This is a genomic window from Halobacillus rhizosphaerae (assembly GCF_046719735.1).
GTDB lineage: Bacteria > Bacillota > Bacilli > Bacillales > Halobacillaceae > Halobacillus_B > Halobacillus_B rhizosphaerae.
Genome location: NZ_JAUTWQ010000011.1, coordinates 156642 through 168721 on the forward strand (window position 1 = coordinate 156642; position 12080 = coordinate 168721).

Annotated in this window: 9 protein-coding genes and 1 riboswitch; of the genes, 4 read left to right on the forward strand and 5 right to left on the reverse strand. The window is 41.1% G+C overall.

What is annotated here, in order from left to right; genetic code table 11:
• Positions 1 to 4 precede the first annotated feature (4 nt).
• The 3 genes from Q7A53_RS13525 to Q7A53_RS13535 form a co-directional block, all read right to left on the reverse strand.
• On the reverse strand, positions 5 to 346 hold the full coding sequence (locus tag Q7A53_RS13525; RefSeq protein ID WP_411789697.1) for a P-II family nitrogen regulator: 342 nt from the start codon (positions 344 to 346) through the stop codon (positions 5 to 7).
• 239 nt (positions 347 to 585) lie between these two features.
• Entirely contained in the window at positions 586 to 1626 is a 1041-nt protein-coding gene (locus tag Q7A53_RS13530; RefSeq protein ID WP_411789698.1) for a ribonucleotide-diphosphate reductase subunit beta, read from the reverse strand.
• A 12-nt stretch (positions 1627 to 1638) separates the two neighbouring features.
• Positions 1639 to 3870 (reverse strand): ribonucleoside-diphosphate reductase subunit alpha, encoded by a 2232-nt coding sequence (locus Q7A53_RS13535; protein WP_411789699.1) that lies wholly within the window; start codon positions 3868 to 3870, stop codon positions 1639 to 1641.
• A 190-nt stretch (positions 3871 to 4060) separates the two neighbouring features.
• Positions 4061 to 4236: riboswitch (cobalamin riboswitch) on the reverse strand.
• A gap of 739 nt (positions 4237 to 4975) precedes the next feature.
• On the opposite strand from Q7A53_RS13535, the gene Q7A53_RS13540 reads away from it, so the two are divergent.
• Both Q7A53_RS13540 and Q7A53_RS13545 read left to right on the forward strand, forming a co-directional pair.
• Entirely contained in the window at positions 4976 to 5662 is a 687-nt protein-coding gene (locus Q7A53_RS13540; RefSeq protein WP_411789700.1) for a class I SAM-dependent methyltransferase, read from the forward strand.
• A 469-nt stretch (positions 5663 to 6131) separates the two neighbouring features.
• Entirely contained in the window at positions 6132 to 7373 is a 1242-nt protein-coding gene (locus Q7A53_RS13545) for a dicarboxylate/amino acid:cation symporter (protein ID WP_411789701.1), read from the forward strand.
• Positions 7374 to 7425: 52 nt separating this feature from the next.
• On the opposite strand, the gene Q7A53_RS13550 is transcribed toward Q7A53_RS13545, so the two are convergent.
• Positions 7426 to 8289, reverse strand: a complete 864-nt coding sequence (locus Q7A53_RS13550; protein WP_411789702.1) for an alpha/beta hydrolase — start codon at positions 8287 to 8289, stop codon at positions 7426 to 7428.
• Between the two features lie 245 nt (positions 8290 to 8534).
• Between Q7A53_RS13550 and Q7A53_RS13555 the strand changes: the two genes are divergently transcribed.
• Positions 8535 to 9188, forward strand: coding sequence for a hypothetical protein (locus tag Q7A53_RS13555; protein ID WP_411789703.1), 654 nt, complete (start codon positions 8535 to 8537; stop codon positions 9186 to 9188).
• Between the two features lie 330 nt (positions 9189 to 9518).
• Entirely contained in the window at positions 9519 to 9746 is a 228-nt protein-coding gene (locus tag Q7A53_RS13560; protein WP_411789704.1) for a hypothetical protein, read from the forward strand.
• A 702-nt stretch (positions 9747 to 10448) separates the two neighbouring features.
• Here the strand turns inward: Q7A53_RS13560 and Q7A53_RS13565 are convergent.
• Complete coding sequence (locus Q7A53_RS13565) at positions 10449 to 11960, reverse strand: cell wall-binding repeat-containing protein (RefSeq protein ID WP_411789705.1); 1512 nt, start codon at positions 11958 to 11960, stop codon at positions 10449 to 10451.
• Between the last annotated feature and the right edge of the window lie 120 nt (positions 11961 to 12080).

The window sequence follows — 12080 nt, forward strand, 5'->3', positions numbered from 1 at the left end:
TGATTTATATAAGTGCAGACTTGCCGGTTTCACCTGTGCGAATTCGAAAGACTTCATCTATGGTGTAAACGAATATTTTTCCATCTCCAACTTCATTAGTAGCGCATGTATCGGTGATGACATCGATAATAGAAGTTAGTTCGTGATCCTCAACAACCATTTCTACTTTTACTTTTGGGTAAAGCTTAATTTCGAATCGACTGCCTCGAAAGATCCCTTCCTGTCCTTTTTGCTGACCGCAGCCAGCAACTTCAGACACTGTCAGACCTTTGACACCTGATTCATCCAGGTTCTGTCTTAAGGTTTGAAAAGCTTCCGGACGAATAATAGCCTCCAATTTTTTCATCATACAGCTCCCCTTTAACTATTATGTTAGGTTTTCTAACACATTAAGTAATGTCTAAATCTAACTATAAAGCAAGTTTTCTGAAAAATCAATAACTAATTTGCATTCATGTTAGGAAAGTTGACATGAATAAAGCCGCCTGATTGATATCAGGCGGCTTACTCATTGTTTTAGAATTTTTAACTATGATAGGGTTTGGGTAACTTTTTTTGGCGGTGTTATGCTTTATCCAGTTTTAATTAGAGTTCGTTAAATCCGTTATGCTCTGAAACTTTTGTGTATTGCCTGGATTTCTGTTCAAAGAAGTCAGATTTTCCTTCATCTACTTCCTGGTAAGCGCGAATCCATTTAAGTGGATTCGTTTTGTATTCTGGGAAAGGTTTTTCTGCTCCTAATTGCTTGCAGCGCTTATTTGCCATGAACTTAATATAATCTTCAAGGTCACCGATCGGAATTCCGGGGAATTGTTTGCCGATAATGTGGTGGGCCCATTTGATCTCAAGTTGAACCGCTTCTTTAAACGTTTGTTCGACAAAATTTATAATTGCAGAGCGATCTATCTGGGGATTTTCATTCAAGGTTTCTTTGAAAATCCTAGTAAATAAGGTGACATGAAGCTGTTCATCACGATTAATATAATTAATCATGGTGCTGGTGGAAACCATTTTCTGATTGCGAGCTAAATTATAAAAGAAGGCAAAGCCTGCATAGAAGAATAACCCTTCGAGTACGACATCATAGACGATTGATTTTAGAAAGCTTTCAATCGAAGGGGAGTCGGCGAACTCTTGGTATCCCCTGGTGATAAATTGGTTTCTTTCCATTAATATAGCATCGTTTTTCCAATACTCGAAAATACTCTCTTGTTCCTGTTGGTCGACTAACGTAGACAGGACATAGGAATAAGATTGGTTGTGAACGACCTCTTGAAAAGCAAGTACTTGCATTAAAGCGGATAAACTGGAGTCGGTTAAATAATCGGCTATTTTTCCAGAATAATCTGTTTGAACCGAGTCTAGAAAAGCAAGCAGCCCGATAATCTTTTTGAAGGAAGTTTGTTCGTCTTCCGTTAAGTGCGGCCATTGCTTTAAGTCATTGCTCATATTGATTTCATTTGGAATCCAAAAGTTAGCGAGCATATTTTTGTACATCGGGTAGGCCCATGGATAACGGGTGTCGTCCCAATTTAGGACATTGGAGGACTTACCGTTTATGACTCCTGTGGAAGCATTAGGTGCCGTTTCGTCCACGAGTTTTCTTTTATTGATAGAGTTTGTCATTCGATTCCCTCCTTAAGATGAACAGCTTTCACAATCATCGTACTCTCCTTGACTAGAGGTTGAACGGGTATAGTAAGTCGTCTTGAGCCCAAGCTTCCATGCGGTTAGGTGAAGGTCAAGGAGTTCTTTTGCTTGTATAGAATTTTTCACATAGAGGTTAAAGGATATCGACTGATCGATAAACCTTTGTCTAATCGCATTTTGCTGAATGCTCGCCTGCTGGTTAATGTCATAGGCAGACTTATAATACCAGTACGTCTCAGGATTTAAATCAGGGGCGGTGACAGGGATTTTATAATCCTTCTTTTCCTCTGAATAAAATTTCTTAAATATAGGGTCAATGCTGGCTGTACTTCCGGCAATTAGAGAAGTGCTTGAGTTAGGAGCCACCGCTAGTAAATATCCATTTCGCAATCCGTGGTTTTTCACTTGGATTTTCAACTTCTTCCAGTTCCACGACCCATCTTCTTCAAGGTCCCTTTTAGTGAAAAAGTCTCCCGTTTCCCAATCGGATCCTTCAAATAGGGGATAGCTTTCTTTCTCTTCAGCTAACTTGCTGCTCGCTTCGATGGTGTAATAAGCAATGGCTTCATAAACCTCATTCGTATAGGTGAGGGCCTCTTCGGATTCCCAGGCGATCTTTTGCTGGGCGAGGAGATGAGCCCAACCGAATGTCCCAAGACCAATTCCCCGGTAAGCCCGATTGGTCAGCTGCGCTTGCATTACTGGAATTTCATTCTGGTCAATTACATTATCGAGCATTCGTACTTGAATAGGAATGAGCCGAGATAAGACTCCTGCGGGTACGGCCCGGCCAAGATTGATGCTAGATAGATTACAGACCACAAAATCCCCAGGCTGGTGCACAGTGATGATCTTCCCGTCCTGCACCAATTTCTCAGTTTGGGTGGTAGGGCTTTGGTTTTGTGCGATTTCTGTGCACAAATTACTGCAATAAATCATGCCTTTATGGCTGTTAGGGTTCATTCGATTTACCTCGTCACGATAAAAAATGTACGGAGTGCCTGTTTCCAGCTGTCCAATCATGATTCGCTTCATGATTTCGATGGCTTGGACGCTGATTCTGGATAGACGGGGGTTATCGACACAAGCTTGATATTTGTTTCGGAATGATCCTTTGCCACGTGTCTCGTCATAATAATCCTCTAATGAAAAGCCCATAATTTCTCTCACTTCGTGTGGGTCGAATAAGTACCACTCGTCGCGATTTTCGACAGCTTCCATAAATACATCTGGTATGGACACACCTGTAAACAAATCGTGAGTGCGCTGCCTTTCATCTCCGTTATTCAGCCGGCTGTCCAGAAAAGGGAAGATATCCTTATGCCAAACATCTAAATAAACGGCAACAGCCCCTTGCCGTTGTCCAAGCTGATCAACGCTGACAGCCGTATTATTCAACTGCTTCATCCAAGGTAAAACCCCCGACGACACTCCTTTAAATCCTTGGATATCGCTGCCGCGGCTGCGAATTTTCCCTAAGTAAACACCAATGCCGCCGCCATTTTTACTTAAGTTAGCGATATCAGTGTTGCTGTCGTAAATGGATTGTAAACTGTCGTCGACGGTATCAATGAAACAGGAACTTAATTGTCCGTATTGTTTGCCTGCATTAGCCAGAGTCGGAGTAGCTGCGGTCATGTATAAATGACTGAGAGCCCAGTAGCTCTCTTTAACCAAATCGATTCTTTTGTTCTTTGGCTCATGGGCCATCAAGGTCATTGCGATGATCATAAATCTTTCCTGAGGAAGTTCCAAGATTCTTCCGTCTTTAGAACGTGCTAAATAACGGTCATCCAGAGTTTTTAATCCTATATAAGTAAATAAGTTATCTCGTTCTGGAACGATTGCCGCTTCGAGATTATCGATATCTTCTTTACAATAATGCTTAAGCGTTTCAGGAGAATAAATCCCTTCCTCTATTAATAATAGAATGAGGGAGTGCAGTCCCTGGTATGCTTTGTTTGCATCGCGGTTATGAACCGATTGCTCATACATTTCTTTCAGATGAATCCGGCTGGCGAGGAAAGTCCAATCAGGCTCTGTTTCATCCATTTCTGCCAGGCATTCCAATATTAATGTGTTTGCTTGTGCAGACTTGTCCAGCTTTTCAAGTCCAAGCGTATGGAGCTTAGTGATCCATTGATTTATTCTAAGCGACGGGAAATGTTCTTGCTGTTGAAGCAGCCAATCTTCCCAAACAGTGCTTGTGGTTATACTCATCCAATCACTCCTTCACGGCTGCCCTGAAAAAAAGAAGAGTTTCCTTTTTTCGGTCAGCACTGAATAATTAAACATAAAAAAACCGCTCAAATATAAATTGAGCGGATGAAACCATGAAATAAAGAAGCTTCAGAAGAATGAAACCTGCCTTTATTCCATCGCTTCATCTTCTCAATCCCCGAAGAAGTTGAAACTTTCACGTACAAAGACAGGTCTCCTGGCTGACGCTCGATTCTACTTTGGTCCTTCCCGTGCCTGGGCACAGTGGATGATCCATTTCGCGAGCGGTTACAGTTGCGGGGGCAGCTCCGGATTCTACCGGATTCCCTATTAAGCCTTGTGGCATCTTTTATTCGTAAACACTATATGTAGTATGTTTTTTATTTTAATTTAGCTTATCTTGTGTTTTAATCATATCGAAGTTTGATGACTTACGCAACATTTAATTTATTCAGAATGAGGGTGAAGGGGAGTGATAGTTCTCTCTGGTGCGGGTTCAAACCTTTTTGTGTTAGTAAAAATGGAAAGTGTTATGCAGATTTTTTGCCATTAATCGAGCTTATAATTGAATAAATCATTTCATAAACTTCCCCCTTACCATGATAGTTTATGGAACCATCATGATCAGTCTCTTAGCAAAACCCTAAACGGTGGATGTATTGATTAGAGACTGGAAACTTTTTGTTCTCTGTCATCTCAATTCAAGAATAGAAGAGGTTTCATTCCTCAAATGTTTATAAAGGATTCCGGGAAACGTCGAGACTCCTGTGGGAGGAGAGTACAGGGTGTGTGACCCCGAAAGCCTAAAAGGCTGAGAAGGCACACCGTACGCCCACGGAAAGCGAGATGTTTCCCGGAATCCTTTCACTTCTCTTTCAGTAACGAAACCATTACTCTTTTGTACCGGGGATTTTATTATGAAGGAAGTTTTTTCAATGCAGCTTCAGGATTTACATGATTGTAAATAGTGAGATTTACTTAAAATAATTCTTTACCTATCTATATAATTTCTATGAAATAATAGAAGGGAAAGAAACTTTTCATTAGGGATTTTTCTTAAAATAAAGCACAAATCAATCGCTGAATGGCAACGGGAGGAAGCGCAATGAATAAACCCTATAACTGGCATAAAGAAGTAGAGAAACAATGGAATGACAGAGCGGAATACTGGAATGAGAATAGTCAGCAGATGTGGGAAAAAGGAAGCAGAAAAACCATTATACCTTTTTTACAAAACTATCTTTCAACTTCTAGTCATGTAGCAGACCTTGGCTGTGGAGATGGATATGGATCAGCAAAACTGCATGACAGAGGCTACCAGGTAACAGGCGTCGACATTTCTCAGGACATGATTGCGCGGGCGAAAGGGAGTAACACAAAGGAAAATATTCAATATGTCCAAGGTGATATTACTCGACTTCCGTTTAAGGAAGATACCTTTGACGGAGTAATGGCGATTAACTGTTTGGAATGGACAGAGGTACCGGCAGAGGGTTTAAGTGAAATGAAGCGGATTTTAAAACCAGGAGGTAAGCTATGTATCGGTGTATTAGGACCTACTGCTAAACCGAGAGTAAATAGTTACCCAAGGCTGTATGGAAAAGAAGTCATATGCAATACGATGATGCCGTGGGAACTGGAAGAGTTAGCAAGTGAAAACGGATGGAAACTGAAGGATGGTCACGGGGTGTATAAAAGAGAAGTGAAAGAACAGCATAGGACGGGATTACCTGATGAACTTCTGCAGTCGCTTACCTTTATGTGGGTATTCTTGTTTGAAAATATAAAATAAATAATGCCTCCACCTGTGCTTATGACAAGGATAAGCACAGGTGTTTTTTTGTTATTTGCTTAGGTACCCTCACCAACAGTAAGAAGATAAAAAATCTGAACTCATGCACAGGGGTAATGAAATAAGAAATTACATTATATATAACCGGAGCGTTTGGATTTCATACCTTAGGTCTAAAGAATGAGTCAGCATTTGTTCTACTATTCCAAATAAAAAGAATAGTCATTTGCCTTATTGACTTCTTGCTACTTTCATATTTAAATAGGAACGTGGGCGATTTCACGGTTTTATACTTTCTTGCGCAAAGCATGCCACCAGCCCCTTATGTAAGTACCTTTCTTTTAAGAAAACCCAGCTTCAATATCCACCCTTTTTTGCAGTATCGGAACCAACTCTTGCGATGATCGCAAAAAAACAGAACACAACGTAAGGAAAGCGCTTTCTATAAATTGAAGAAGGAGGGCATTACATGAAATTAACAACGAAAATATTTATTGGTTTAACTCTTGGTTTGATGGTCGGACTGATTCTTAATTTAGCAGCACCGAGTTTATTCGACGTATTAAACAGTTATATCTTTGATCCACTCGGCACTATTTTTCTAAATTTAATTAAAATGCTTGTTGTACCAATCGTATTCTTCTCTATCACATTAGGGACTGCTTCTCTCGGAGATCCTAAAAAATTAGGCAGAATTGGCGGGAAAACGATCCTGTTTTTCCTTGCCACTACCACAATAGCTATCTCGATTGCTTTAGCTATGGCTTATGTTTTCCATCCGGGGGACGCTGGGGGAATCGATCCAACTGGTGCCACTTATGAAAGTGAAGAAGCACCAACTGTGGTGGAAACCTTTACAAACATCATTCCAACGAACCCGATTCAGGCGATGACGGAAGGGAATATGCTGCAAATCATTGCTTTCTCTATCTTTATCGGCTTTGCTTTAGCGATGCTCGGGAAAAAGACGGAAGCTGTTTTAAAGGTAATAGAGCAAGGTAACGATATTATGATGTTTCTTGTTAACTTAATTATGCGTTTTGCTCCATACGGGGCTTTCGGTTTATTAGCCTCAGCCGTAGGAGAAATGGGACTCGAGGGTGTCAAAGCAATGTTTTCTTACATGCTTATCGTTATTGTTACACTGCTCCTTCATGGTGCCGTTACTTATGGAGCCGCAGTGAAATTCTTAGGCAAGATGAGCCCGATAAAGTTCTTTAAAGGATTTTTCCCGGCAATGACCGTTGCCTTTAGTACGTCTAGCAGTAGTTCTACATTGCCGATTTCCATGAAGACTGCTCAGGAGAACTTAGGGGTGCCTAAACCAGTGAGCAGCTTTGTACAGCCGCTTGGGGCTACGATTAATATGGATGGGACGGCAATTATGCAAGGGGTAGCGACGATCTTTATCGCTCAAGTGTATAACACGGATTTATCTTTTACCCAGCTTATTATGGTCGTCTTAACCGCGGTCCTTGCTAGTATCGGGACAGCTGGCGTTCCTGGAGTTGGATTGATTATGCTTGCTATGGTACTTAACCAGGTCGCACTGCCTGTCGAAGGGATTGCTCTAATTATTGGGATTGACCGATTGCTTGATATGACACGTACCGCCGTAAACATTACAGGAGATGCTGCCTGTGCGGTCGTTGTCGGAGAATCGGAACGGAAACATGATGAAGCTAAGAAATCCGCAACAGCTGCCAGTTAAATTCAAGAAAAAAGACAGATCCTCGGTGGATCTGTCTTTTTTTCATGAACATTTAATTGCTTTGGATGTCCCAGAGAAACTCCGCAAGCAGAGCATCTACTTTTTTCGATTCATGTAAACCGCTGTGAGTCGCATATTCATCATAAATTACGGCTTCTTTATAATTTTCTTTAGGTACAATATCTCGAATGCCAAGAGCACTGGATACGGTCACCAGACCATCTGAGTACGCATGATTTTCATCTTCATTCATGACACCGGCAATGGCGAGAACTTGAGTATGAGGGTCAAATTGTTTTCTTTGCTGTTTCATTTGCGTTAAAACTTCTGCATCTGGTTTCAAATCAGGCAGGGCATCCCCCGAATTGTGTTTAAAGTAATCTTCCTTCTGTATCCCTCGAAACGGTGTGGCAATGACTGCCAATTTGTTCACCTTAGGGTAGTGATGACTCCCTTCGCTGTTATTCAGGAGGAAGTTAGTGGAGGCAAGACCGCCCATAGAATGAGCCACTAAATTCACTTGATCTATCCCTCTTTTTTCATGCAGCTGATAAAGTACTTTTTTCAGCCAATACGTCTGGTCGGCAACGCTTGCGCGGTCATCTTGGAAAAGGACTTGAATAAATGGATTCATCTTATGGGGAATACCACCCTTGATCGTCACCCGTCCCTGTGAACTAACTACTACCACCATACGCTGCTGGCCAATTTCCCGATCTTCAAACCGTTCCATCATCGGACCAAATGTTCGCGGTCCGCCTTTATATCCATGAATGAACAGAGTGGGGATCAGTTCCTTGTTATCTTCAGAGCTAATGGACCTTGTTGAAAGAAAAAACAGGCTGGTACCCATAATTATTAAAGCTATTGTATAGAAGAACGCTTTTTTCTGCGTTCTTGTGTGTGTGTGATTCATGATTGATCCTCCTGGACTGAACCTTCTATATTCTACTATCTTAACTCGTCACATTTAATTTAGTATGAGAATATTTTACAGAAAAAGCTCGAATTATAGAAGAGGTTTTACATAATATTCATAATTAATTTCAAGTTTATTGAAAAAACAAAAAACTACTAAATATTTATGGTATGATGTGAAAAGGTGGAACCTTCATGTACGGTAACATAACGTAAAATTAATTCATAGGAGGAACAGAGGGAATGATCGATAAAGTCCTGGAATCTTATGGGGATAGTATAAATGGACCTGTAATACGAAAAGCTGTGGATGAGGCATTCAATATTGATTTGAAAGCTGTTTCAGATAAAGGGGAAGGGAAACGTGCACACGTTTATTCCCCTGAAATTATGCGGGGAATACGAGAAGTTTTACATAAGGATACGTCTCCCGAAACAGATCGGTGGATTATGCGCCTTCCCAAGGTCGAGGCCATGGATTTGTATTTAGAATATTTGGGGTCTGAGGTGACTTCTAAGGAAGTGCTTCATATGATCAATCAAATTTTTGGCATAAACTTAGAAGGACTTTCTTCACTAAACAAAATAAGAGTTTCTTTATTTTCCAAAGGCAAGTGGATGACGCGCAAAGACGATCATCTGATCACCGTCAATACGGGAACGGGTGATGTGGAGGTCAAGATTTATCCAACTGAATATTTTAAGGAACGGACAGGGAAGAGTCATCTGCCTGAACCACTCAAAGAAAGGCTCAGCAGTTTAGGGTACGATTTCCATCCAGAATACCAGGCTTATTATTATGCTAATCCATCGGGGGAAACAGTATCAGACCATTTCAAGAACAAAACGATGGGTGCAATTGGTGAAGTGGTAGAAACGTGGTACAAAGATTTATAATATCCAGCATGTTGGACGAGAGGTGTGAACCTCTCTTTTTTTTACTCTCATGTAAGACTTTTCAAAAATATTTACTTGATTTAAAATGCTGAAAAAACTCGCTGCTTTACCAACTTTAATTGTGTATGTGCTGCTTGGAAAGGTCTTTGTATGAGGATTATTAGCAGGTTCTGTTAAAGATTAGCCGCTATGTTCCCTCCAGATCAAATCTGGGGCGATTATTTTAATCAACGCATAAATGGTGAACAGTACTTAAATTTAAAACGGAAAGGGAATTGGTGGAAGCATGTCGAAAGCTTAAAAAGGAATAAGTGACAAAGGAGCAGACTAATGGAACAATCGAGTATGTTTGATTTCTTCGGGGCAGATTCTGATCCCGTTTATAAAGAACTTAATAAATTGGTTCCCGGAGAGGAAAGCATTCAAATCGGAGAGTACAAGGTCTCAAAAAATAAATTCGGGCTCTATGAAATTGAAACGGCCGAGATTCACGACTGTGTGGATACAATTGAAAATTGTTATTCCTATTTGTGCGGATCAATGAGGGCGGAAAAATAGCCAAACACCAAAAGAAAAACACCCCCTAAACCAAAAGAAACTTTTATCTTGTGTTGAAACTTGCCGGCCTGTGCAGAATAGAATAAACAGATCCCCAAGATGGTCCAATATTCAATAAGTGCTCACAGGAACGGAGTGAAGAACCATGGGCAGACAATATTGTGAAAGATGCAGCGGCGAGCTTGATTCATTCATTCTTAAAGGGAATAAAACCGCTAAAATGATTCGCTGTCCAAGCTGTTATTGCTTATTGCAGCCTTCAAGATTTTCAACCATCCTCTTTGCCCTCATTTTCTTACTTCCTTATGTATGGATGTTATCCGGTTCATATACATTTCTAACTTTTATCTTGGCAAACGCTTGGCTGGTTATTTGCTATTATTTTATTCAGCCCTATGTATTTCGATATGAACCCATATAATGAATGAGTTAGCTTGTGGAAATAACTGGTTGTTAGGATCGACAATAAAGTATCTATTTCCCAGGAAATAAACAAAAAAAGCTGCTGACTATTTTGTCTGCAGCTTGTAAAACGTTAAGTTGTCGAATAATGATTCACGTGGAACAATTTTGCAACTATATCATCCATTTAGGATTGGAAGGGTGCAAGATGAACATCACCGCCTATATAGCTGTTAAAGCTGTAAAACTAGGATAAGAATAATCCCCCTGGCTCACAGGCAGGGGGGAGTTTCTATGATCTTACCTTAAATAGCCTTCGAGAATCTTATGGGTTCGATCCATATACTGTGCGATCGTTTTACCTACATAACGAAGGTGCCATGGTTCATATTTATACCCTGTATCGTCTTCTCGACCCTCAGGGTATCGTATAATGAACCCGTAATCGGAAGCGTGATATTTCACCCATCTGCCTTCTTCTGTATTAGCGAAACTTTCTACAAGCTGGTAATTCACGGCAGGGCTGGACACATCCATCGCAAGACCAGTCTGGTGTTCGCTGTGACCTGGCTCTGCGCTGACTCGATCAGCGTAGGCAGCTCCCTGATTTCTTGTGATCCTCTCATGAATTTCCTTTTGTCGGTTGTAAGAACGGTATCCAGAAACGGCATATAATTCTACCCCTTGATCCCAAGCATCATCAAACATCTCCTCTAAGTGACCGGCGGCCATACTACTCATATATCGCTTCGGTATATCGGCACTAAACGGGAATCTGACATTTGGTTTTACAAGATGATCTGCTTTATAGTCAGAAGGAATTCCTCTATGTTTATTGACTAGCAGCAGCTGAATTGGTAAAGAAAGCTCCGTATCTACGTATTGGTCTACAGCGTTGTATCCCCCAAATACTGTGAAGCTTTTCAACCCGCGGCGATGAATAGCAATTTTTATAGCATTCGGGACATAGTTTTCCTCCACGAGTAATATTTGATCATTGGATTTGGCTGCTGATACGGCTCCTGCAATTCCATCAGCAAATTCACTTCCAGTTACAACAAACGCATGATCCGGGTCTCCCATAGGAAGCCGTTCGGCGACATCTGCAGAGGTTTTAAACCGAGTGTCACCTGAAAACCGTGTAGGATTTGGCAGTTGAGTGACAATAGAATGACTCACCACACCACTCCCTCCAACAATAAAGGTGGATTGAATCGCTTTTAGTGCGCCTCTTGTAGTCAGTGGAAGATGGTTTTCTTTCGTTAGTAAAATAGGTGATCCATGTCTCGCTGCATAGGGAGCGGCAGTCATAGCGTCGGGAAATCTTGAACCGTTCACTACGAATGCCCGGTCTGAGGACATATGATCGGCAATCCTTGCAGCTGTAACATAGCGGTTACTACCTGCAATTCTTTTAACAGTAGCATCATAAGAGCTGTTTAATTCTGATTGTATGGATTTAGAAACGGCGCCTGGACCTCCAACGATGTAGATTTTGGATGGGTGTAAGCGGCTTATTTCCCTTTTAGTTATAGGAGTTAAGTGATCTTTATCCGTTAATAATAATGGTCCGTTCTTGGAGTAGGCAAATGGCGCACCGGCTAAAGCATCGGGAAACTCATCTCCCCGGGTAAGGACCACGGCATCAGCACCATTGCTCCAATCGTGTTGGGAAATCTTTACCGCGGTTTCATAACGGTTATCGCCATTAATCCGATCCATCTGAAAAGCTTGGACCTTGCTGACATTAAATCCAAAGCAAACTAACAACATGACAAAGACAGCGCTGTACCCATGCGCTGAAAATCTCATAATAAAACAATCCCCCTTGTAATCCTATTGTAATATTCCTGTTCCACAAATTTTTTGGAAAAAACATCAAAATAGAGGATTTGTCTAACTTTTTAAAGGAGAACTAGGAAAGGAGACGAT

Excerpts from the sequence above, each read along its gene's own strand:
- Q7A53_RS13525 (WP_411789697.1), bottom strand. The coding sequence starts at position 346 with ATGAAAAAATTGGAGGCTATTATTCGTCCGGAAGCTTTTCAAACCTTA.
- Q7A53_RS13530 (WP_411789698.1), bottom strand. The coding sequence starts at position 1,626 with ATGACAAACTCTATCAATAAAAGAAAACTCGTGGACGAAACGGCACCT.
- Q7A53_RS13535 (WP_411789699.1), bottom strand. The coding sequence starts at position 3,870 with ATGAGTATAACCACAAGCACTGTTTGGGAAGATTGGCTGCTTCAACAG.
- Q7A53_RS13540 (WP_411789700.1), top strand. The coding sequence starts at position 4,976 with ATGAATAAACCCTATAACTGGCATAAAGAAGTAGAGAAACAATGGAAT.
- Q7A53_RS13545 (WP_411789701.1), top strand. The coding sequence starts at position 6,132 with ATGAAATTAACAACGAAAATATTTATTGGTTTAACTCTTGGTTTGATG.
- Q7A53_RS13550 (WP_411789702.1), bottom strand. The coding sequence starts at position 8,289 with ATGAATCACACACACACAAGAACGCAGAAAAAAGCGTTCTTCTATACA.
- Q7A53_RS13555 (WP_411789703.1), top strand. The coding sequence starts at position 8,535 with ATGATCGATAAAGTCCTGGAATCTTATGGGGATAGTATAAATGGACCT.
- Q7A53_RS13560 (WP_411789704.1), top strand. The coding sequence starts at position 9,519 with ATGGAACAATCGAGTATGTTTGATTTCTTCGGGGCAGATTCTGATCCC.
- Q7A53_RS13565 (WP_411789705.1), bottom strand. The coding sequence starts at position 11,960 with ATGAGATTTTCAGCGCATGGGTACAGCGCTGTCTTTGTCATGTTGTTA.